This is a genomic window from Kitasatospora griseola, from assembly GCF_044999035.1.
Taxonomy (GTDB): domain Bacteria; phylum Actinomycetota; class Actinomycetes; order Streptomycetales; family Streptomycetaceae; genus Kitasatospora; species Kitasatospora griseola.
The window spans coordinates 6568486-6590409 of the sequence record NZ_CP173360.1 but is presented as its reverse complement, the minus strand read 5'-3'; the positions used below and the strand labels follow the sequence as shown (position 1 = coordinate 6590409).

Genomic DNA, 21924 nt, shown 5'->3' with positions numbered 1-21924 from the left:
AGGGCGCTGGTCCGGCCGCCCGGTTCGGGCGGGCGGACGGGCCGGTCGAGTGTGATGTGGCAGGCCTCTCGGTGAGGCGGGGCGGGGTGGTGCGGCTGGCCCGCGACGGTTCTGGGAGGTTCGAGTGACAGGCCATCAACTGCTTTGCACGTCCGAGGTGGTGGAGGACCGGGATACCCGGCCGCAGGTCGCTTCCCGGGTGGCGGCCGGCCTGCTGCGGGCTGCCGGGGCGGAGGTGACGGAGCCGGCGGACGGCACGCTGGAGATCGACCGGACGGTGTCCTGCCGACTGTCGTGGGCGGGACCGGTCGCGCTCCCGTTGCGGAGCGAGGCGGACGTCCAGGCGGCCTGCGGGGTGATGCACGTCCACGGGCGCAGGTACGGCCGTCCGCGACTGCTGAGCGTGGACTTCGCGTCGGTAGCGGCCGGGGTGCTGGCCGCCGGCGGCGCTCTCGCGGCGCTGCGGGCCCGGGAGTTGGGCGCGCCGTACCGCGAGGCGGAGGTCTCGGTGGCGCAGGCCGCGCTGCTCGGACTGTCGCAGTACCTGGCAGCGGCCACGGCGGAGGAGCCCAGCGCGGAGCCGGTCGGGGTCGGCGGTCCGCCGTTCCGCTCGTCGGACGGGGTCTGGTTCGAGCTGGAGACCCTGACACCGGACGGCTGGCTGCGGTTCTGGACCGAACTCGGCGTCGACCGACGGCTGGTGGGCCGTTCGTGGCTCCCGTTCCAGGCTCGGTACGGGACGGCGACCTGCCCGCTGCCGGACGAACTCTTCGCTGCGGCCGACCGGTTGACGTTCCGGGACGTGGCGGCGACGGCCGAGCGGTGCGGCGTCACGGTGACGCCGACGGAGACGCGGCCGCCGGTGGTCGGCGGGGTGCCGTGGCGGCGGCGGGAGGGCGCAGCCGGGGCCTCACTGCGCGAGGCCGCGCCGGGCGGGCGGGGCCCGCTGGACGGCGTCACGGTGGTCGAGGTGGCGCGCCGCGTACAAGGCCCCATGGCCGGGCGGGTGTTGAACCTGCTGGGCGCACGAGTGGTGCGGGTCGAACCGCCCGGTGGGGACCCGTTGCGGGGCGTGCCGCCGATGACGACGCTCGACGGAGAACCGGTGTCGGCGCGGTTCGCTGCGCTCAACCGTGGCAAGGAGGTGCTGGAGGCGGACCTTCGTTCGGTGGAAGGGCGGTCTGCGGTACGAGAGTTGGTGCGTGGGGCCGATGTCCTGCTGCACAGTCTCGCGCCGTCGAAGGTGGCCGACCTGGGCCTGGACGCGGAGTCGCTGGACGCGGTCCGGCCCGGCCTGGTGTACGCGCAGGCGTCCGGGGGCGCGCCCGGGGTGAACACCGACTTCCCCGTACAGGCGCACTCCGGTCTTGCCGCGCTGCTGGCTCCGCCCGGCCTGCCGCCGCAGGCGACGCTGTTGACGGTGTGCGACGTCCTGGGCGGCCTGGTCTGCGCGACGGCGACCGTCGCCGGCCTGACGGCGCGGTCCCGGACCGGGCGGGCCCAGCGGGTGGAGTCGTCGCTGCTGTCGGCGGCGAGGCTGCTGTGCGGGGCCGTCGGCACGCCCGAGCGTCGCCCCGGGGACGGGGTCGAGGTCTGTACGGATCTGTCGGCGCTGGCCCGCGACCCGCGATTCGCCGCGGCGCTGGACGGCTCGGGGTGCGCCGTCGTACGCGCCCCCTGGGAGTTCCGCACATGAGCGGGTGGCGGTGGCGCGAGCGACGCCCCCGGCCGCTGTGCGGACGCTCGGGCCGAAGGACGTCCCGCCCCAAAGGCTCCGCCGGCCGGGCCCGCAGGCGCTGCACGTACGGACGTTGGTGCCGCTGCTGCCCGCCCGGGGAGGGCGTGGCGGACGGACCCGGGCGCAGCGGGACGTGGTCGACGGGGCCCGGTCGGTGGGGAGCCGAGACGCTGCGGTTCGGCGGCTCGGGTGGACGACGGGGCTGTGCGACGGGTCGGTGCCGGCGGGCGGGTGGTGGGGTGCCCGCACCGGAAGTGGGAGTGGATCGGCATGGCGTTGCTCACCCCGGGGCGGCGGGCAGGTGGGCGACTGCCGGCTCGGCGCGCCGCGGGCTCGGGCGGCATGCTGTTCTGCCACCAGCCTCTTCCGGGGCGAACGGTGAGGCTGGGGCTCGGCGTCGGAGGGTGTGCTGTGCGCTGAAGCCGGAGGCGGTGGGTGGCGGGCGCGGCGGCGCGAGCGGATTGACGGTGGCAAGACCTTGGCGGGGTTGCGGAGTTGGTGAAGCCCGCTCGGTCCGGCACTGCCGTGGAGGCAGACCCGGTCGTCGGTACGGAATCCGGGGGCGTACACCCACCGCTTCATCACCGGGCGTGTGTCGGACCACCCTGCGGCGGGGGCGCCTCTGGCGGCGCTGCATGTCACCTGCCGATCGGAGGGCGTGCGGTGTGCTGACGCCGAAGACGACGGGCGGCGGACGCAGTGCGGCGGGGACGGCAAAACGTGGCCGGGGTTGCGAGGTTGATGGAGCCCGGCAGAAAGGGCGCAGCCGCGGAACCGGACGTGGTCGTCACTGCGCGACGCAGAGACGTACACCTGCCGACTCGTCACCGGCTCCACGTCGGACCGCCCGGAGGCGGGAGCGGTGCTGCGTGCCGCCTACCGATCGGGGAGTGTGCGGTGCGCTGACACCGGAGACGACAGGCGGCGGGCGCAGTGCCGCGAGTGCGGTGGTGGTGACAGGACCTGGTCGAGGTTGCGGAGTTGACGGCGTCCGGCAGGGCGGACGTGGCCGTCGCTGCGGGACGCGGAGGCGTACATCTGCAGGTTCGCCACCGGTCCCGCGTCGGGCCGCTGGGTGCCGGGAGCGCTGCTCACAGCCTTCCGGCGCGAATGGGCGGCGCGTCGCTGTACCTGCCTCGACGAGTGGGCCTTGTGGAGTGGGGCCGCATCTGCGCGTTCGGGGTGGTTCGCCTCCGGGAGCTCCGGTGGGTCCGCCGCGAAGCAAGTGCGGACGACTCGGCGGCTCGGCGGCGGCCGGCTCCTGGAGGGGAGATGGCGCTGGGCAACGACCGCTGTGCCGCGCTCTGACACCCGGGGCGAGGGGCGTCCGGCACGCTGCCGCGAGCTCGTCGGCACCGCGTGGACGAGCCCACGGCGTCTCTTGCGCCTCGGCGATCGAGCTCGGCCGTGCAGGCGCAGCGGGTCGGCGGTGCGGGCCTCGGGGGCGCTCCTCTGATGCCCCACCGCTCTTCTCGCCGGGACCGGTTGGGAGCAACTCCGGGCACGCGCGCAGGTGTCGCACAGTACCTGCCGGGACGACTGACGCACCCGGGCGCCGCTGCCGCGCCGCATCACTCCCCACGTACAGGGGCTCCCGGCGCAGCAACCGCGGCCCCGGCACTTCGACGGCTGCGGCCGCCCAGCCAGGTCGAACAGGCCGACGCCACAGAACTCGAACGCCACGCATGCCCGACAGCCGACCGAACACCGGCTCACCACGGCACCGCACACTGCCCACCAGCGTGAAGGCAACAACGGCACAGCCTCGGCGAAGCCGCGGCACCGAACCGGCCCCGGCAAGTGACAGTCGCGGACGTCGTGGAACGGATCGACGATCGCGCATGCACGCGGGCCGCCCGGGAGCACCGGGCGACCAACCGCGCGACAGCTGCGGCCCCCGGGCCTGGACGGCCTTCGACTCCTGCCCAGACGGAACCGGCCGACGCACCGGACCTCGGACATCCTGGACGCCCGATGGCGGGCCCGGCATCGGCAGCGAACCGTCCGAGCGGTCACCAGCTGCCGACCCCGGACCTCGTGGAGCAGGTCGGCGATCGCCCATGCACCCCGACCGGCCGCGCAGCACCTGCGGACCCGGGGCCTCGGCTACCGCACGACGCACTCCTGATGCCCGATCACGCGTCGGCCGTGTGCAGCGCGAACGCTCACCACGGCGCTGTGCGCCGCCCACAAGCGCGGCACCGACATCGGAACAGCCCTCGTCCACCCTCGCTGACAGCTCTGATCAACGGTCGCACATCCACCCTGGCCGGCCAGGAGCACCGGACCACCAGTCGGGCGACAGGACCCGGACACTACGTACGCCCGACAGTCGAGCAGGCATTGAACAGCCCGGATCCGTGTCGCCAACCGGCATGAGGACAACGGCGAGCATCCCCCAGCGGGACTGTCTCCGACCTCCCAGCGGGGCAGGGCGATCGCACGTCGTGCGCCGGGGCCTGCCGAGAGCCCCGCGCAGCACCGGCAGGTGGCGGGATGTCACGTCAGCATGCGGCTGCGACGCGGGCGGAAGCGCGTCCGGTGGCCGACTCCGGCGACGGTGGGTGTGCCGTGCTCAGGTACCTCGAATGACGGGCGCAAGGCAGGGGCGTGACGGCAAAGCCTTCTGCACTCTGACGGTCCGAGAGCGGCGCGCAGGTGGAGCGGGCTGGGGGCTCCGCGTAGGTGCATCCGACAGCCCACCGGGCGTCCCGTCGCACGCATCGGTCGCAGAGCAAAGCAGCTCTTCACCAGTCGGCGCCCGCACGTCAGTTGATGGCTGCCGCAGGCCATCACGGACCCGCCACACGCTGCCGGCGACAGCGGGCGCGCCCGACCCGGCGAGCGAACTCCCCCGGGTGCCTCCCACCGCGCGCTGCGGGCTTCGGCGAGGACCGCGGAGCCGCGTGTCGGCGGTGGGCAGACGCAGCCGGAACCGCGTGGCCACGACGTGGGTGCGCCCACCTCGCGGCCGGTGCCGACGCCCCGCCGTGCGCGGAATATCTGCGCCGCACAGCACCTGCGAGCTACGCAGCACCCCGCCGGCGCAGCCTCCACGGACAGGCATGCCCCGGACTGCGTAGGCCCGGGCAACAGGCCGGCTCCGGACACGGCGGTGTTTCGAGGCCGGTTGCCCGCGTCCCCCGTCCGGGCACTGCACAGCAGCTGCGGGACGGGCATGCCCCGGCAGTGAGGGACACCCCTGTGCCGGTCGCGGAGATCGTCGGGCCTCACCCCGGGGGCGGGGTTTTCAGTGGATGAATCGATCAGTGAATGGGAGTGGTGATTGTGGACGGTACGTGGGTCTCGGTGGCCGGAGTGGAGTTTCCGGATCAAGTGGGGCGAGGGTTGCGTGAGGAGTGGGTGGCTCGGGGGTGGTGTCCGGGGCGGGGGTTGTACGAGTTGTTCGTGGAGCGGGTGAGGGTCGATGGGGGGCGGGTGGCTGTGGTGGACGACGGGGGTGAGGTGACGTTCGGAGAACTTGCCCGGCGGGTGCGGGGGTTGGCTGCGGGGTTGGCGGCGCGGGGGGTGGGGCCGGGGTCGGTGGTGGCGACGAAGGTGCCGGCGGACTGGCGGGCGGTGGCGGTGGATCTGGCGGTGGCGGCGTTGGGGGCGGTGGTGCTGCCGTGTGTGCCGGGGCACGGGCGGCGGGATCTGCTGGCGCTGTTGGGGACGTCGCGGGCGGATGCGGTGGTGACGGTGCCGGAGTGGAAGGCGTTGGTGGACGGGTTGCGGCCCGAACTGCCGTGGCTGCACGAGGTGGTGGTGCTGGGGCCGGAGCCGTGGCCGGAGCGGGCGGGGTGGGAGCCGGTGGCGGTGGATGCGGAGGCGCCGGTGCGGATTCTGGTGTCCTCGGGGTCGGAGTCCGCACCGAAGCTGATCGCGTACTCGCACAATGCGTTGACGGGGGGCCGGGGACGCTACGTGGAGCGGGCGTTGGGGACTGCGGACGGGACGCCGCCGCGGGTGTTGCTGTTGGTGCATCCGGCGACGGCGTACGGCTCGTTGGCGGTGGTGTCGTTGCTGCGGTGCGGGGCGACGGTGGTGTTGCGGGAGCGGTTCGATCCGGCGGACGCGCTGGCGGCGGTGGGGCGTTGGCGGCCGACGCACCTGGCGGCGGTGCCGACGATGCTGCGTCGCCTGGCGGATCGATCGCCTTCTCCGGGTGAGGACTTGTCGTCCTTGCAGGCGGTGGTGTCGAGTTCCGCGATGCTGTCGTCGGCGGTGCTGGGTGCGACGTTGCAGCGGTTCGGACGTCCGGTGGTGAACGTGTACGGGGCGAGTGACGGGGTGAACTGTCATACCCGGTGGACGAGTTCGGACGCCGATGTGCTGCGGGTGGGGCGGCCGGATCCGGCGGTGGCGGAGTTCCGGGTGTGCGGGCCGGACGGGCGTCCGGTGCCGGCGGGGGTGGCGGGCGAGTTGCAGGCGCGGGGGCCGATGAGTCCGCTGTGCCACGTCGGGGAGCCGGAGTTGGACGCCCGGCTGCGGGTGGACGGCGGGTGGGTGCGGTCCGGCGATCGGGGGGTGTTGGAGGCGGACGGGTCGCTGCGGGTGGTGGCGCGGATCAAGCAGATGGTGAACCGGGGCGGGGTGTCGATCGGCCTGTCGGAGGTGGAGCGCCTGCTGGAGGGGCACCCGGGGCTGGTGGAGGCGGTGTGCGTGCCGGTGCCGGATCCGGATCTCGGGGAGCGGATGTGCGTGTGCGCGGTGCCGCGGGAGCCCGCGGGCGGGCTGGCACTCGTTGAGCTCACGGACTATCTGGGCCAGTTCTGCGGTCTGGAGAAGTACAAGTGGCCGGAGCGACTGGTTCTGCTGGAGCGGTTGCCGCTGGGTGCGTCCGGGAAGCCGGACCGGTTGGCGCTCACCGAGCTGGCGACGTCCTCGACTCGCGAGCAGGAGACGGCGGTTGTGGTGAGTTGATGCCAGGACGGCGGAGGTCCACCACGGCGGCGAGGTGGTGGACCCCTGCGGTTCAGCTCACCGGCGCGGGTGCGCCGGCGAAGGAGAGCACGGCAGCCGTGATCCGCTCGACCTGGGCGTCCGTCAGGTGGGGGTAGATCGGGAGGGACAGGCACTGGCGGGCGGCTCGTTCGGCGTTCGGCCAGCGGCCGTCGGCGGGGGCTGCGGAGGCGAAGGCGGGCTGGTGGGGCAGCGCGCGCGGGTAGTAGACGTGGCTGTCGACGCCTTGCGCGGCGAGGTGCTTCCGGAGCTGGTCGCGGGGCTCGGCGAGCAGTGAATAGACGTAGTAGCAGCGGCCGTTGGTGCCGGGTGGCGGCGGCGTGATGCCGTGCGCGGCGAGCGGTGCGAACTGTTCGGTGTAGTGGGCGGCGATCTCGGCCCGGCGGGCCAGTCGACGGGCGAGGCCGGGGTGGCGGCGCAGCTGGAACGCGGCGAGGACTTCGTCGAACCGGCTGTTCAGGCCGATCAGGTGGTGCCGGAAGCGGTGCACCCCGTCCTGCCCGTGGTTGCGCAGCATCCGTACGGTGCGGGCGAGTTCGGGGTCGTCGGTGACCACGACGCCGCCCTCGCCGGGGCCGCCGAAGGACTTCACCTGGACGAACGAGAACAGGCCGGCGTCGCCCCAGGTGCCGGCGGGCCGGCCGTCCAGGATGGCGCCCTGGGCGACGGCGGAGTCCTCGATCAGGCGGAGGCCGTGGCGGTCGGCGAGGGCGCGCAGGCGCGGCATGTCGGCCATCACCGAGAACATGTGGGCGGGCATCAACGCCTTGGTGCGGGCGGTGATCAGGGCTTCGGCGGCGTCCGGGTCGACGACCAGGGTGTGCGGGTCGATGTCGGCGAACACGGGGGTGGCGCCGACGCCGAGGACGGTGTTGGCGAGCGGGGCGCAGCCGAACGCGGGGACGATCACCTCGTCGCCGGCGGTGATGCCCATGGCGCGCAGGATCAGGGTGAGCGCGGTGGTGCCGCTGCCGCAGGCGACGACGTCGGCGACTCCGAGGTCGGTGCGCAGCAACTCCTCGAAGCGGGCCGTGCGTTCGCCGAGGATGAAGCGCTGGGCGGGGTCGGTGGCGACCTCGTGGACGACGTCCAGCAGCAGGTCGCGGTCGTCCTCGAAGAGGTCGGGCGGGAAGAACGGGATCGGTGGGGGCGTGGTGGTGGTCATCGGTGCTTTCCGTGCTGGAAGCCGCGGACCAGGTCGCTGACCAGGTCCAGGTCGTGGTCGGCGAGGTCGGGGTAGAGCGGGAGCGCGAGGGCGCGCGAGCAGGCGGCCTCGGCGTTGGGGAACTCACCGGGCCGGTGGCCGAGTTCGGCGAAGCAGGGCTGCAGGTGCAGCGGCGTCGGGTAGTAGGTCTCGGTCTGGACGCCGTGCCGGGCGAGGTGGGCGGCGAGTTCGTCGCGGTGGTCGGACTCGATCAGGTAGACGTACCAGACGGGGTTGGTGGCGGCGGTGCGCGGGACGACGGTGGGCAGGGTCAGGCCGGGGGTGTCGGCCAGGCGCTCGGTGTAGCGGGCGGCGAGCTCGGCCCGGCGGGCGATGCATTGGTCGGCGCGGTCGAGCTTGGCGAGCAGGACGGCGGCCTGGATGTCGTCCATCTTGCTGTTGGTGCCGAGGAGTTCGGTGGGTCGGTTGATGGCGGGGAAGTCGTCGACGGTGGCGCCGGTGCGCCCGTGGTGGCGCATCGCGGCGACGGCGTCGGCGAGGGCGGGGTCGTCGGTGAGGACGGCCCCGGCGTCGCCGATCGCCCCCAGGGTCTTGGTGGGGAAGAACGACAGCACGCCGCCGGCGCCGTGCAGTCCGGCGTGGACGCCGTCCCAGCGCATGCCGAACGCCTCGGCGCTGTCCTCGACCACGGTCAGTCGGTGGCGGGTGGCGAAGTCCAGCAGGGCGTTCAGGTCGGCGAGTTGGTGGAACAGGTGGACCGGCATGACCATGCGGGTGCGCTCGGTGCGGACGGCTTCCGCACTGGCCGGGTCGAGGCTGTAGCTGTGCGGGTCGATGTCGGCGAAGACCGGGCGGCCGCCGGCCAGTACCACGGCGGTGGCGGACGCGGCGAAGGTGTACGTCGGGACGATCACCTCGTCGCCGGGCTGCAGGCCGGCCGCGCGCAGCAGCAGGACCAGCGCGTCGGTGCCGCTGTTGACGCCGACGACGTGTCGGGCGCCGGTCCAGGCGGCGAGCGCGGCCTCGAGTTCGGCGACCTTGGGGCCGTGCGAGTACTTGCCGCGGTCCATCAGTTCGTCGAGGTGGCGCCGGGTGGTGGGCCAGAGGGATTCGAAGGTCTCGGTCTGGTCGAAGAAGGAGACGCCGGAGGAGGCACCCATGGAACTCTCATCGGATTGTGGGCGGTGACGGACGGGTGGCCGACCGCAGTCGGAAAACGCTTTCCGATCAGCACTGCAGAGGGAGATTGAAAGCGCTTTCCGGTTGCCCCGTCCGATTCGCGACCGGCGTACGGGCGCAGGTGAATCTCCGGCGCAGCGGTTCGATGCACCCCGCTGAATCTATGCCGCCGTCACCGCCGTCCACTGCGCCGAATGGTTCGCTTCACTCGTTCGAATGGCTTGATACGTAAGTGAGTTGACGTTCTGACAGGTCTGGTCGCAAGTGCTGGTTGAATACCCGGCGACGCGATCCCCGCGAATCGGACGGAAGGACGGCTCGCCATGTCGAACGGACTCGGGACCTTACTGGTCGGAATGGGGCGGGCGGGCAGCGGACTCCATCTGCCGGTGCTGCGTCGATTGCGCACCGCCGCCGATTCCGGACACCTGTTCGCGCCCGCCCCGATACTCGCGGTCGACCCGCGCCGCCGCCCCGGGGCGGCGGCCGATCTGCGGCCAGTCAGCCTCGCGGAGGCACCCCTGCTGGCCGACCCCGCCGAGACCGTCGTCCACCTGTGCACCCCGCCGACCGAACGGGTCGCCGCGCTGGACACCCTGGGCCGGCTCGGTTACCGGCGCATCCTGCTGGAGAAGCCGTTCGCCGCCGACGCGGCCGGGCTGGACGAGCTGCTCGCGCTCCGCGAGCGCCACGGGCTGGACCTGGTGGTGGTCGCCCAGTGGCTCGGCAGTCGACTGACCGACCGGCTGCGCGCCGCACTGGCGAGCGGCGCGTACGGCCCGCTGCGCACCATCCACGTGGTGCAGCGCAAGCCGCGGTTCTCCCGTTCGCTGGCCGGCGACGGCCACCCCACCGCGTTCGACATCGAGCTGCCACACTCCCTCGGCCTCTGCCTCTCGCTGGCCGGGCCCGGCCGGGTCACCGGCGCGGGCGGCACCGACATGGTGGTCGGCGGGCAGGTGCTGCCCCGGTTGGGCACCGCCTGGCTCAACCTCCAGCACGAGAGCGGCGCGTGGACCCGGATCCGCTCCGACCTCACCTCCCCCGTCCGCGAGCGCCGGGTCACCCTGGAACTCGCCCACGGCACCCTGATCGGCCACTTCCCCGGCAGCGAGGCCGACGCCTACGCCCGGCTGACCGTCATCGATCACCAGGGCGAGAGCACCGAGCTGCTCCACGACGACTCGCTGAGCACCTTCCTGCACCGCGTCTACGCCTACTTCGCGGCGGGCGGCGCGGCCGGCGGCGCCCACCACCCGCACCCCGACCTGGCGGTCAACTCCCAGGTGGTGCGGCTGCTCGACCAGGCCAAGACGATCGCCGCGCAGGCCCGCGACGCACAGGTCGGCGACGCACAGGTCGGCGATGCACCGGCCCGCGAGCCACAGGTCGGCGGCACCCAGGTCCGCGACACCCAGGCTCGGGATGCCCGGGCTCGGGATGCCCAGCGCCGCCCGGCGGCCGCCCGATGACCGGCCCGGCCGCACCGACCGTCGACACCACTCCGCCCGGGGCGCCGCTCGGCCGTCGTCGGCTCCGCCCGCCGGGGGAGGCACTCGCCGCGATCAGCTTCGGCGGCATCGGCGACGAGGCCGCCCCCGACCTGCCCGGGCAGCTCGACGCGCTGAACGAACTCGGCTGGCACGACCTCGAGTTGCGGACCGTGGACGGCAAGTGGATCGCCGAGCTGCCGCTCGACCGGGTCCGCCGGATCGCCGAGACGCTCGCCGCCCGCGGCACCCGGGTGACCGGCCTGGCCTCCCGAATCGGGAACTGGGCCAGCCGGATCACCGACGATCTCGACCGCGACCTGGCGGAGCTCTCCGCTCTCGCCGTCCGCGCCGCGCTGCTGGGCACCGACCGGATCCGGGTCATGTCCTACCCCAACGCCGGCCTGTCGGAGGCGGATTGGCGCCGCCGCGCGCTGGAACGGCTGACCCGCCTGACCGAGCTGGCCGGCCGCAGCGCCCTGACCCTGCTGCACGAGAACTGCAGTGGCTGGGCCGGCGCCTCCGCCGAACGCCAACTCGACCTGGTCACCTCGGTGGACAGCCCGGCGCTGCGCCTGCTGTTCGACGTGGGCAACGGCGTCCCGCACGGCTACGACGGGTACCTGATGCTCCGCGAGGTGGTCGACCACGTCGCCCACGTGCACATCAAGGACGCGGTGGGCGGCGGCAACCGCACCGAGTACGTGCTGCCGGGCACCGGGGTGGCGCGGCTCGCGGAGAGCCTGCGCTTCCTGGTGGACCGGGGCTGGAGCGGCGGCTGGTCGCTGGAGCCCCACCTCGCCACCCGCCCGCACCAGGGCCTGGCGGCGGACGGCACCGCCGTGAGCGGATTCGTCGCCGCCGGGCGGGCGTTGAGCGCGCTGGTGGCGGACGAGATCCTGCCGTTCGCGGCCGGCTGGCGCGCCGTGCCGGGCGGCCTGGAACGCATCGGCGGTGTCGTGTGAGCCGGGAGACCGCGCCCACCGCTGTCGGCGTCGCCCGCACTCCGGCCGCCATGGGGGCCCGACTCCGGTCCGAGGATCGGGAGTTGCTGCTCGATCTGCTGGCCCTGCCGACCGCCGGCCCGTTGGAGACCGGCCCCGGCGCACCGCCCCCGCGGCTCCCCGAGGCGCTCACGGTGTACGCCCGGGCGGCGGAGGCGGCCGGCCTGGCCGAGGTGCATCGCGGCGCACCCCGCGCGGCGGAGCTCGACCGGCCGGACGTGCCGCTCACCGTGCGCCAACGGGCCGACGACGCAGCGTTCTTGGCGTGTCAGCCGAGTCTGGTGCTGCGGCTCGGCGCGGAGCTGCCCCGGTCGGCGACGGTGATGTTCAACGTGCACCTGGACACGGTGGCGGGCCTGGAGCCGGTCGGCTTCGACGGGCGGCGGTTCACCGGGCGGGGTGCGATCGACGCCAAGGGCCCGGCGGTGGCGTTGCTGGCGGGGATTCGGGCGGCGGTCGCGGCGGAGCCCCGGGTGGGCACTGCGGTCGGGGTGCTGGTGCAGGCCGTATCGGGCGAAGAGGGCGGCGCGATGGGCGTGTTCGGCACCCGTCCGCTGGTGGAGGCCGGGTACGTGGGCGCGCTGAACGTGTTCTGCGAGCCGACGGGGCTGCGGTATCTGCCCCGGGCCACCGCGGCCGCCACTGCCCGGCTCCGGGTCCGCGGCGAGGACGCGATCGACGACTGTCCGGGCGAGGGTCACAACGCGACGGTGCTGCTCGGCTTCCTCGCCCAGTACCTGGCCCGGGAGTTGGGCACCGTCCCGGCTCCGCGCGACCCGGTGTGCGTGGCGGGCCTGAGCACCGGTCCGCTGCACAACCGGGTGTACGGGTCCGGCGAGCTGCTGCTCAACCTCCCTTATCGGGATGCCCGTTCGGGCCGTCGCGCGGAGCAGACCGTGCAGGCGGCGGTCGATGCCGCACTGGCCGCGTTCCGGCGGGAGTTCGCCGGGTTGCCGGAGTTCGTTCGGACGGCCGCCGACTGCGCGCGGATCACCCGGCTGGACTGGCCCAAGCGCGGCCTGCCCGTCCTGGACAACCGGCATCCCGCCTTCGAGGAGCTGCTGTCCCGACAGGCCGGCATCCACCGGTTCCCGGACCACGAACCGGCGTTCACCTGCGACGCGATCTGGACGGCGGGCCTGCCGGACGCGTTCACCGTGGTGCTCGGCCCGGGCGACCTCGGTGCCAACCGGGCGCACGCGGCGGGCGAGTTCGCCGAGCTCGCCCAACTCGACGGTTTCGCCTCGGCGGTGGCCCGCCTGCTGGTGGCCTTCGCCCGTCACCGGCCGCGCCACTGACCGTGCCGATCCCCCGGCAGGACGGCAGCCGCACGACCGAATCAGCACCACTCGACCACCCGTCGTTCCCACCTCCAGGAGACCGCCGCCCATGAGCTCCGTGGCGTCCGCGCCCACTTCCACCGCCCGTACCGTTCGCGTCCCGTACGCCGAGTTGATCCGTTTCACCACCGATGTCTTCGTCGCGCACCGACTGCCGCCGGATCGGGCGCGCTCGGCGGCGGAGGCGCTGTGCTACGGGGACGCGGCGGGGATGGACTCGCACGGGCTGGTGAATCTGTCCCGGCTCTATCTGCCGCTGCTGGCGGAGGGGCGGGCCGATCCGGCGGCCGAGCCGGTGGTGGTGGCCGATCGGGGGGCGGCGGTGCTGGTGGACGCGGGGAACGCGCTCGGGCTGTGGCAGGCGGGCGCGGCCATGGAGTTGGCGGCGGACCGGGCGGAGCGGTTCGGCGTCGGGCTGGTGTCGGTGCGGCGGGCGACGCACTTCGGGTGTGCCGGGCACCATGCGGCGCGGGTGACGGGGCGCGGCATGGTCGGCCTGCTGGCGTCGAACTGCGGACGGCAGCGGATCGCCCGTCCGCCGGGTGGCGCGGTCGCGCTGCTGGGCACCAATCCGTGGAGCGTGGCCGCGCCGGCGGGTGAACTGCCGCCGTACGTCCTGGACATGAGTACGACCGCCGTCCCGACGGGGCGGGTGCGGGCGGCCGCGCGGGCGGGGCGGACGATTCCGGCGGGGTGGCTGGCCGACGAGGACGGTCGGCCGGTGACGGACCCGGCCGCGTTCGACCGGGGCGAGGCGCATCTGTTGTGGCTGGGGTCGGGTTCGGGCGCCGAGTTCAAGGGGTTCGGGCTGGGGCTGATGGTGGAGGTGCTGGCGGCGATGCTGCCCGGCGCGGGGCTCGGCCCGGAGCCGGCGGCGCTGGACGGCGACGGCGGTCCGACCGGCCGGGACGACGACATCGGCCTGTTCGCCCTGGCGATCGCCCCGGCGACGCTTCGCGATCCGGCCCAAGTGGCTGCGGATGCACGGACGTTGTTCGCCACGGTGCTGGACTGTCCGCCCGCCGGCGGCCAGGCCGGGCCGGTCGTCTACCCGGGCTGGCACGAGGCGCGGAGGACGGCCGAGGCGCACCGTGACGGTGTGCCGCTGGCGGCCCCGCTGCTGGTCGAACTGGCGGCAGTGGCAGAGCAGTTCGGTGTCCGACCGGTGGCCGTGGAGGTGGCGCGGTGAGCGGCCTGCGGGTGGGGGTGATCGGTCTCGGGGTGATCTCGCGGTTCTACCTGGCCGCACTGGAGCAGGTCCCGGGGGTGCGGTTGGCGGCGGTCTGCGACCGGGACGCGGAGCTGCTGCGTGAATTCCCCGACGGCGTCGGACGTTTCACGGACCACCGGGCACTGCTGGCGGCGGGCGGGCTGGACGCCGTGGTGGTGACCGTCCCCAACGACCAGCACCTGCCGATCTGTCGGGACGCGCTGCGGGCGGGGCTGCCGGTGTGCGTGGAGAAGCCGCTGTCGCTGCGAGCGTCGGAGGGCGCGGAGTTGGCGGCCCTGGCGGTGGAGCGCCGGGTGCCGCTGTTCACGGCGTTCCACCGGCGGTACAACACGGCGGTGCGGGAGTTGCGCCGAACGTTGGACGGCGCGGCGCCGGTCCGGTCGGTGACGGCGCGGTACTTCGAGCTGATCGAGGATCATGTCGGCCGGGACCGCTGGTACTTGGAGCCGGAGCGGTGCGGCGGCGGCTGCGTCGCCGACAACGGCCCGAACGCGTACGACCTGCTGCGGCTGCTGGCCGGGCCGATGAGTCTGGGCTCCGCGGAGGTGCGGCGGGACGGGAACGGGGTGGACCGGTCCGCGGTGCTGGAGCTGTCGGGCGCGGGCGGGGTGCGCGGCCGGATCGAGCTGGACTGGTCGTACCCGGGCGAACTGAAGGACGTCACCGTGGAGTTGGCCGACGGCTCGACGCTGCGCGCGGATCTGCTGTCCGGGCACGACGGGTTCAAGCAGTCGCTGTGGCACGAGTACGTCGGCATCGTCACCGAGTTCGCCGCCCTGCTGGCGGGCATCCTGGTGGCGGGCGACGACGGCCGAGGCCCGGACGGGGTGGATGCGCTGTGCGTGGTCGAGGCGGCGTACCGGGCCGAGCGGGCTGGGGTGCGCGGATGATCCGGCAGCGGAACGCTCCGACCCAACTGCCGGGCGCGGTACGGGAGAACGGGCCGAAGCGGACGGTGACGGGCATCCTGGTGAAGGTGCTGCTGCACAGTCGGACGGAACGCGGGATGAGCCTGGAGTCGTTCGCCAGCCGCTGCGTCCGGGTCGGCGAGGTGCACGAGTTGGTCACCACTGATCAGCGGGACACGGCGCCGGGTGCGCGGATCGACCGGGTGGGGTTCCTCGGCTTCGCGGAGATCTCGGCGGCGGGGGTGCTGGACCGGGGCGACGAGGTGTTCGTCGGGGAGCACCGGGTGGGGACGGTGCTGGGCTTCGACGCCTGCCACTTCCCCAACCACTACAACGTGCTGATCGCGGCCGACCGGCTGCTCACCGGCGAGAAGCTGGACCTGCGGCCGGAACTGCCGGTGCGGTTCGTCCCGGCGGCCCCGGAGTTCTGAGCGATCGGAGCTGCGGGCGGGCGGCGACGTCCTCGCGGCATGCTGAAAGGCCCGGATCGGGGGGCGCCTTCCCCGTTCCGGGCCCGAACTGCGTCAGACCGTCACCGGCCTCGCCGCGGTGGGGGCTCAGCGGCCCAGCAGCGGAACGTCCAGCTCGCCCACGTGGTAGGCGCGGACGGCGTGGACCAGCTCGTCGACGGACAGCTGGCCGTCGCCGTCGGTGTCGATCTGGCGGAACGCTTCGGCAGGCACGACGCCCTCGACACCGATGGCGTCCAGCCAGGTCTTGAACTCGGCCGGGTTGACCTGGCCGTCGCCGTCCACGTCGACCAGCTCGACCATGGCCTGGATGGTGGGCTTGACGACGCGGCCGAAGCCGGCGCCGCCGTTCTCCAGGACGTGCTCCTCGGCGATGTGGTTGAACTGCTCGGGGGTGAGCGCGCCGTCGTGCTCGTCGATGCCGGCCTTGTCGGCGAAGAAGCTCCACATGCCGAGGTAGGCCTCGGTCAGCTGGCGGCCGGCCGGGGAGGTCGGGGCCTCGCCGAAGGCCTGCAGGATGCGGGTGGCCTCGGCGTTCCAGTCGGCGCGGTCGATCTGGCCGTCGCCGTTCACGTCCCAGAGGTCGAAGCGCTTCTGGGTACGGTCGGCCTGCACGGAACTGGTCATCGATGTCTCCACGTGAGTCTGTGGCGGGCGGCGGCCGGTCCAGGGACAGGGCCGACGGGGTGTCGCCCGCCGGGGTTCGAATGAGTGGCCATCACACAATCGGTGCGGTCGGCCACGGAACGTCACACTACCGGCGAGACGCGCTCCGGTTCGGCTGCGTACCGCCAACCGGGTGACATACCTCGCGTATTGACCGACCGTCAGGCCGATGGCCGTTGAACTCCAAGGCCTGCACCACGATTTGGGGACACGGTCAACGGTTTCGAGACCTGTCTCCCGGGTGGGTGATCGCCGCGCGAGTCGACGGCCGCGGGCCCGCACGGGAGCCATAGCCTCGCTCCGTGACCGACACCTCCGCGACCAGGACGGCCGCGACCAAGACCGCCGCAGCCGGAACGCTCCCGCCGCTTCCGCTGATCGAACTCGCCCCGCAGGCCTTCGCCGCCGTGCACGCGCTGCACGGCGCCGTCGAGCAGGCCGCGGCGGCGGCCGGGCTGGAGCCGCTGCTGCTGGAGCTGGTGCGGCTGCGCTGCTCGCAGCTGAACGGCTGCACGTACTGCGTGGAGCTGCACACCTCGGCCGCACGGAAGGCCGGCGAGTCGGCCGAGCGGCTGGACGGGCTGGCGGCCTGGCGGGAGTCCGGCCCGCTGTTCACGCCCCGCGAGCAGGCCGCCCTGGCGCTCGCGGAGGCGGTCACCCGGCTCCCCGACCATGCGGAGGGCGCACGGGCGCAGCGGGTGGCGAGGGCGGTGCTGTCGGATCCGGAGGCGGCGTTCGTGGCCTGGGCGGCGACGGTGGTGAACGCGTACAACCGGATCGCGGTCACCTCCAGGCCGGTGCCGGCGGCCGGGGGCTGAGGCCCGGGTGCCACGGGTTCGCCGCGCGGCGGGTGGTGCGGCAGGCTGGAGGGATGGCAGCGGTCGACGGCTCGAACGTTCCCGGCGCCACCGCGGGCTTCGCGTCCGCGCCGGCGGCCGGTCCGGTGGTGCTGGACGGCGGCCTGTCCGCCCAACTGGCGGCGCAGGGATGCGACTTGTCGGATGCGCTGTGGTCGGCGCGGCTGCTGCTGGACGATCCGGGGCAGGTGGTGGCGGCGCACCGGGCGTTCTTCGCGGCGGGGGCGCAGGTGGCCACCTCGGCGAGCTACCAGGCGAGTCGGGCGGGGTTCGCGGGGCGCGGTGTGGGTGCGGCGACGGCGGACCGGCTGCTGGCGTCGAGTGTGGAGTTGGCGCGGCAGGCGGCCGAGGAGGCGTCGGCGGAGTCGGGTGACGGGCGGGCGCGCTGGGTGGCGGCGTCGGTGGGGCCGTACGGGGCGGTGTTGGCGGACGGTTCCGAGTACCGGGGCCATTACGGCCTGTCCGCCGCCGAGTTGACCGCTTTCCACCGTCCGCGGCTGGAGGTGTTGGCGGCGGCGGGGCCGGATGTGCTGGCGGTGGAGACGGTGCCGGATCTGCTGGAGGCGTCCGTTCTGGCGGAGTGCGTCCGGGGGTTGGGCGTGCCGGTGTGGTTCTCGTTCGGCGCGGCGGACGGCCGGACCCGGGGCGGGGAGCCCTTGGCGGAGGCGTTCGCGTTGCTGGCGGATGTCCCGGAGGTGGTGGCGGTGGGCGTCAACTGCTGCGCGCCGCAGGAGGTTTCGTCGGCGGTGCGGCTGGCGGTGGAGGTCACGGGCCGCCCGGCGGTGGCGTACCCGAACAGCGGCGAGGGCTGGGACGCGACGGCCCGTGACTGGGCGGGTCCGGCCGCCTTCGACGCCGCCGACGCGCCGCGCTGGGTCGCGGCGGGCGCCCGGCTGGTGGGCGGCTGTTGCCGGGTGGGTTCGGGCCGGATCGCGGAGCTGGCGGCGGTGCTCTCCGGGTGACCCTCGATTTACTGCGAGTCCCGGCGCGGGACGGGAGGATGGGGCGGTGATCGACGGACGGAGAGGGGCTGCGGTGCAGGCGGTCGGGTTGGTGAACGGTCTCGGGGCGCGCTGGGGGCGGGAGTTGGCGTTCGAGGCCGGGCAGGTGTGGACGGCGGTGGGGGTGTGGCCGCTGTTGGCGATGCTGGCGGCGGGGGCCGACGGGCCGGTGCGGGCCGAGTTGGAGCGGGCGTTGGGGGTGCCGGCCGAGGAAGCCCCGGCGGCGGCCCGGGAGCTGCTGGCGCTGGTGCGGCGGACGCCGGGCTGTGCGGCGGCGCTCGGGCTGTGGACGGCTCAGCAGGTCGAGGTGGAGCCCGGCTGGCTGGGGCAGTTGGGCCCTTCGCTGTGGGGGCGGTTGACGGGCGGGACCGACACCGACCGGGCGGTGCTGGACCAGTGGGCGAAGGAGCAGACCGGTGGCCTGATCCAGCGGATGCCGGTGGACCTGACCGAGGTGCTGCTGGTGCTGGCGTCCGCGGTCACAGTGCGGACCAGGTGGGCGAAGCGGTTCGTGCCGAGCCGCTTCCGGGTGCTCGAAGGCCCGTGGTCGTGGCGGGAGTTCGTGAAGTTGGAGGTGTCGGGTCCGGAGCTGTTCGAGCGGATCTCGGTGTCGGAGACCTCGGCGGGCCCGGTCACGGAGGTCCGGGTGGTCGGGGACGGCGAGGTGGACGTCCATCTGGTGCTGGGCGAGCCGGACGCGGCGCCGGGCGCGGTGGTGGCGGCCGGGTTCGAGCTGGTGTCGGGCGAGTCGTGGCGGATGCCGCTGAAGGGGCTGTCGGACGGGGAGTCCTGGCCGGGGCTGGAGTTGGATTCGGTGGACTCGGCCGTGCCGGGGAACACCGGCACGCTGCGGACGGCCGGGTTCGCCGTCCGCGCCGAGCACGACCTGCTGGCGGCCGCCGAGCTGTTCGGGCTGCGGACGGCGACGGCGCACGAGGACTGGTTCCGGGGCATCAGCCGGAGCCTTCCGTTGAAGGTCTCGGGCGCGCGGCAGGCGGCGGTGGCGGAGTTCTCGGCGGAGGGCTTCAAGGGCGGCGCGGTGACGGCGGTGTCGATGCGAAGGGGCGGCGCGATGCCCGCCCCGAAGCGGTTCCGGGTGCGCCGGGCGGCCGCGCGGTTCGACCGGCCGTTCGCGTTCCTGGCGGTGCACCGCGCCTCGGGCCTGGTGCTGCTGGCGGGCTGGGTGGCGGAGCCGGCCGCGACGACGGCCTGATCGTCCGGTGCCGGGCGTCCGGGTGGTGGCGGCGGGGTAGTACGGTCGGAGCACGGTAGGTGGGGTCGGCATGGCCGACCGGTGGTCAGTGGAGGTGGGCCGGTGCCCGGTGCGATCCAGTCGCTGTCGCGGGCGGCCGCGATCCTGCGCCTGTTGGCGGGCGGGGAGCGGCGGCTCGGCCTGTCGGAGGTGGCGACGGGGCTGGGGCTGGCGAAGGGCACGGCGCACGGCATCCTGCGCACCCTGCAGCAGGAGGGCTTCGTCGAGCAGGACCCGGACAGCGGCAAGTACCAGCTGGGCGCGGAGCTGCTGCGGCTCGGCCAGAGCTACCTGGACGTGCACGAGCTGCGGGCCCGGGCGCTGGTGTGGGCGGACGACCTGGCGCGGGCGGCCGGCGAGACGGTGTACCTGGGGGTGCTGCACCAGCGGGGGGTGCTGGTGGTGCACCACGTGTTCCGGCCGGACGACTCGCGGCAGGTGCTGGAGGTCGGTTCGATGCAGCCGCTGCACGCGACGGCGCTGGGCAAGGTGTTGCTGGCGTACGACCCGGTGGCGCGCGGCGAGCTGGGGGACGGGCCGTGGGAGGCGTTCACGCCGCGGACGGTGACCGAGCCGGTTGCGCTGGACGCGCAGTGCGCGCTGGTGCGGGAGCGGGGCTGGGCGGACGCGGTGGAGGAGACCTGGGAGGGCGTGGCGTCGGTGGCGGCACTGATCCAGGACCGGCGGCGCAACCCGGTGGGCGCGGTGTGCGTGAGCGGCGCGGTGGAGACGGTGTGCGAGGGCGGTGCGGTGCGGCCGTCGCTGGTGGCGTCGGTGCGGACGGCGGCCCGGGCGATCTCCCGCGACCTCGGGGCGCACCGGTTCTGAGGGGGTGCCGTGGGCAGCGGGTGATCGTTCGGCGTCGGTGGGTGGCCGTCGGGGCGTCGCGGGTCACAACGCCTTGACGTCGGGCGTCCGGCTGCTGTTGGCTTCCAAACGTCGGTCGACATTGTCGAACGACGGCTGGAGGGTCCGGGCGTTCCGCGCCGCCCGCCTGGTTTGCCGGACCTGCGCGCACGGGGACTGACGAAGGGTCAGCCCCGCTCCCCTGACGACCCCCTGAGCCGAGCCGAGCCGAGGAACCGCATGACTGCCAGCTACATCGCCGCGATCGACCAGGGCACCACGTCCAGCCGGTGCATCCTGTTCGGGGCGGACGGCCGGATCGTCGCCGTCGAGCAGCAGGAGCATGCGCAGATCTTTCCGCAGCCGGGCTGGGTCGAGCACGACGCGGCGGAGATCTGGACCCGGGTGCAGGCCGTGGTGCGCGGCGCGCTGGACAAGGCGGGGCTGACCCGGGAGGACATCCGGGCGGTCGGCATCACCAACCAGCGCGAGACCACGGTGCTGTGGGACCGGCACACCGGCGAGCCCGTGCACCACGCGATCGTCTGGCAGGACACCCGCACCGAGGCGCTCTGCCGGGAGCTGGGCCGCAACGTCGGCCAGGACCGGTTCCGCCGGGAGACCGGGCTGCCGCTGGCGAGCTACTTCGCCGGGCCGAAGGTCCGCTGGCTGCTGGACAACGTCGAGGGCCTGCGCGAGCGCGCCGAGGCCGGGGACATCCTGTTCGGCACCATGGACACCTGGCTGATCTGGAACCTGACCGGCGGTGTGACCGGCGGCCGGCACGTCACGGACGTCACCAACGCCTCGCGCACGCTGCTGATGAACCTGCACACCCTGGAGTGGGACGAGCGGATCGCCGAGTCGATCGGCGTGCCGATGGCGATGCTGCCGCAGATCCGTTCCTCCGCCGAGGTGTACGGCGAGGCGGTCGGCGTGCTGGCGGGCGTGCCGGTCGCGGCGGCGCTCGGCGACCAGCAGGCCGCGCTGTTCGGCCAGACCTGCTTCGACGTCGGCGAGGCGAAGTCGACGTACGGCACCGGCACGTTCCTGCTGCTGAACACGGGCGAACGGATCGTCAACTCCTACCACGGGCTGCTCACCACGGTCGGCTACCGGATCGGCGACCGGCCGCCGGTGTACGCCCTGGAGGGGTCGATCGCGGTCACCGGCTCGCTGGTGCAGTGGTTGAGGGACCAGCTCGGGATCATTTCGACAGCGGCCGAGATCGAGACCCTGGCGGGCACCGTCGAGGACAACGGCGGCGCGTACTTCGTGCCCGCGTTCTCCGGCCTGTTCGCGCCGTACTGGCGATCCGACGCGCGCGGCGTGATCACCGGCCTGACCAGGTACGTCACCAAGGGCCACCTGGCGCGGGCGGTGCTGGAGGCGACCGCCTGGCAGACCCGCGAGGTGGTGGACGCCATGCAGAAGGACTCCGGCGTCACGCTGACCGCGCTGAAGGTCGACGGCGGCATGACCTCCAACAACCTGCTGATGCAGAACATCGCGGACGTGCTGAACGTCCCGGTGGAGCGCCCGTACGTCGCCGAGACCACCGCTCTCGGCGCGGCCTACGCGGCCGGCCTGGCGGTCGGCTTCTGGGACGGGCTGGACACCCTGCGCGCCAACTGGCACCGGGCCGCCGAGTGGACGCCCCGGATGGACGACGCGACCCGCGAGCACGAGCACCGCAACTGGCTGAAAGCGGTGGAGCGCACCATGGGCTGGATCGAGCAGGACGACGAGCAGCCGCAACTCTGACACCTCAGTCAGAGTCCGCATTCCCGATCGGAAGGAGACGCGGACCGGCCG

Annotated in this window: 16 protein-coding genes; 13 read left to right on the top strand and 3 right to left on the bottom strand. The window is 73.8% G+C overall.

Features of this window, described 5'->3' with window-relative positions; all coding sequences use genetic code 11:
- Positions 1-124: 124 nt before the first annotated feature.
- Positions 125-1696: a CoA transferase gene (locus ACI1MP_RS29860; protein ID WP_404869901.1), complete on the top strand. Its 1572-nt coding sequence runs from the start codon at positions 125-127 to the stop codon at positions 1694-1696.
- Between the two features lie 3315 nt (positions 1697-5011).
- Complete coding sequence (locus ACI1MP_RS29855) at positions 5012-6661, top strand: class I adenylate-forming enzyme family protein (RefSeq protein ID WP_404869900.1); 1650 nt, start codon at positions 5012-5014, stop codon at positions 6659-6661.
- A 52-nt stretch (positions 6662-6713) separates the two neighbouring features.
- Here the strand turns inward: ACI1MP_RS29855 and ACI1MP_RS29850 are convergent, their stop codons facing one another.
- Together ACI1MP_RS29850 and ACI1MP_RS29845 are read right to left on the bottom strand one after the other, a co-directional pair.
- Positions 6714-7865, bottom strand: coding sequence for a DegT/DnrJ/EryC1/StrS family aminotransferase (locus ACI1MP_RS29850; RefSeq protein ID WP_404869899.1), 1152 nt, complete (start codon positions 7863-7865; stop codon positions 6714-6716).
- Entirely contained in the window at positions 7862-9025 is a 1164-nt protein-coding gene (locus ACI1MP_RS29845) for a DegT/DnrJ/EryC1/StrS family aminotransferase (protein ID WP_380343950.1), read from the bottom strand. The genes ACI1MP_RS29850 and ACI1MP_RS29845 overlap by 4 nt, the downstream gene beginning before the upstream one ends.
- 408 nt (positions 9026-9433) lie before the next feature.
- Here ACI1MP_RS29845 and ACI1MP_RS29840 point away from each other — a divergent pair, with 408 nt between their 5' ends.
- From ACI1MP_RS29840 to ACI1MP_RS29815, 6 genes are all read left to right on the top strand, one after another.
- On the top strand, positions 9434-10516 hold the full coding sequence (locus ACI1MP_RS29840) for a hypothetical protein (protein ID WP_404869898.1): 1083 nt from the start codon (positions 9434-9436) through the stop codon (positions 10514-10516).
- Positions 10513-11499, top strand: a complete 987-nt coding sequence (locus tag ACI1MP_RS29835; RefSeq protein ID WP_404869897.1) for a sugar phosphate isomerase/epimerase family protein — start codon at positions 10513-10515, stop codon at positions 11497-11499. Before ACI1MP_RS29840 ends, ACI1MP_RS29835 begins: the two co-directional genes overlap by 4 nt.
- Positions 11496-12836 carry a M20/M25/M40 family metallo-hydrolase gene (locus ACI1MP_RS29830; RefSeq protein WP_404869896.1) on the top strand — a complete coding sequence of 447 codons (1341 nt, stop codon included), beginning with the start codon at positions 11496-11498 and terminating at the stop codon, positions 12834-12836. The genes ACI1MP_RS29835 and ACI1MP_RS29830 overlap by 4 nt, the downstream gene beginning before the upstream one ends.
- 91 nt (positions 12837-12927) lie before the next feature.
- Positions 12928-14067, top strand: coding sequence for an Ldh family oxidoreductase (locus ACI1MP_RS29825; protein WP_404869895.1), 1140 nt, complete (start codon positions 12928-12930; stop codon positions 14065-14067).
- A complete protein-coding gene (locus ACI1MP_RS29820; protein WP_404869894.1) occupies positions 14064-14999 on the top strand; it encodes a Gfo/Idh/MocA family protein in 936 nt (311 codons plus the stop codon). Before ACI1MP_RS29825 ends, ACI1MP_RS29820 begins: the two co-directional genes overlap by 4 nt.
- The gene (locus ACI1MP_RS29815) at positions 14996-15448 is read left to right on the top strand and encodes a DUF6917 domain-containing protein (RefSeq protein ID WP_380343967.1); all 453 of its coding nucleotides are present in this window, start codon (positions 14996-14998) and stop codon (positions 15446-15448) included. Before ACI1MP_RS29820 ends, ACI1MP_RS29815 begins: the two co-directional genes overlap by 4 nt.
- Before the next feature lie 126 nt (positions 15449-15574).
- On the opposite strand, the gene ACI1MP_RS29810 is transcribed toward ACI1MP_RS29815, so the two are convergent.
- Positions 15575-16114 carry an EF-hand domain-containing protein gene (locus ACI1MP_RS29810; protein WP_100589351.1) on the bottom strand — a complete coding sequence of 180 codons (540 nt, stop codon included), beginning with the start codon at positions 16112-16114 and terminating at the stop codon, positions 15575-15577.
- A gap of 341 nt (positions 16115-16455) precedes the next feature.
- Here ACI1MP_RS29810 and ACI1MP_RS29805 point away from each other — a divergent pair, with 341 nt between their 5' ends.
- From ACI1MP_RS29805 to glpK, 5 genes are all read left to right on the top strand, one after another.
- Positions 16456-16971: a carboxymuconolactone decarboxylase family protein gene (locus tag ACI1MP_RS29805; RefSeq protein ID WP_380343971.1), complete on the top strand. Its 516-nt coding sequence runs from the start codon at positions 16456-16458 to the stop codon at positions 16969-16971.
- A 53-nt stretch (positions 16972-17024) separates the two neighbouring features.
- Positions 17025-17972 carry a homocysteine S-methyltransferase gene (gene mmuM, locus ACI1MP_RS29800; RefSeq protein WP_404869893.1) on the top strand — a complete coding sequence of 316 codons (948 nt, stop codon included), beginning with the start codon at positions 17025-17027 and terminating at the stop codon, positions 17970-17972.
- A 46-nt stretch (positions 17973-18018) separates the two neighbouring features.
- Entirely contained in the window at positions 18019-19224 is a 1206-nt protein-coding gene (locus ACI1MP_RS29795) for a serpin family protein (RefSeq protein WP_404869892.1), read from the top strand.
- A gap of 102 nt (positions 19225-19326) precedes the next feature.
- Complete coding sequence (locus tag ACI1MP_RS29790) at positions 19327-20091, top strand: IclR family transcriptional regulator (protein ID WP_404869891.1); 765 nt, start codon at positions 19327-19329, stop codon at positions 20089-20091.
- A 258-nt stretch (positions 20092-20349) separates the two neighbouring features.
- Positions 20350-21873 (top strand): glycerol kinase GlpK, encoded by a 1524-nt coding sequence (glpK, locus tag ACI1MP_RS29785; RefSeq protein WP_404869890.1) that lies wholly within the window; start codon positions 20350-20352, stop codon positions 21871-21873.
- The last annotated feature ends 51 nt before the right edge of the window (positions 21874-21924 follow it).

What these genes read in the sequence shown, in the direction of transcription:
- ACI1MP_RS29855 (WP_404869900.1), top strand. Translation starts at nt 5,012, where the DNA reads ATGGGAGTGGTGATTGTGGACGGTACGTGGGTCTCGGTGGCCGGAGTG.
- mmuM (WP_404869893.1), top strand. Translation starts at nt 17,025, where the DNA reads ATGGCAGCGGTCGACGGCTCGAACGTTCCCGGCGCCACCGCGGGCTTC.
- ACI1MP_RS29825 (WP_404869895.1), top strand. Translation starts at nt 12,928, where the DNA reads ATGAGCTCCGTGGCGTCCGCGCCCACTTCCACCGCCCGTACCGTTCGC.
- ACI1MP_RS29845 (WP_380343950.1), bottom strand. Translation starts at nt 9,025, where the DNA reads ATGGGTGCCTCCTCCGGCGTCTCCTTCTTCGACCAGACCGAGACCTTC.
- ACI1MP_RS29810 (WP_100589351.1), bottom strand. Translation starts at nt 16,114, where the DNA reads ATGACCAGTTCCGTGCAGGCCGACCGTACCCAGAAGCGCTTCGACCTC.
- ACI1MP_RS29835 (WP_404869897.1), top strand. Translation starts at nt 10,513, where the DNA reads ATGACCGGCCCGGCCGCACCGACCGTCGACACCACTCCGCCCGGGGCG.
- ACI1MP_RS29850 (WP_404869899.1), bottom strand. Translation starts at nt 7,865, where the DNA reads ATGACCACCACCACGCCCCCACCGATCCCGTTCTTCCCGCCCGACCTC.
- glpK (WP_404869890.1), top strand. Translation starts at nt 20,350, where the DNA reads ATGACTGCCAGCTACATCGCCGCGATCGACCAGGGCACCACGTCCAGC.
- ACI1MP_RS29815 (WP_380343967.1), top strand. Translation starts at nt 14,996, where the DNA reads ATGATCCGGCAGCGGAACGCTCCGACCCAACTGCCGGGCGCGGTACGG.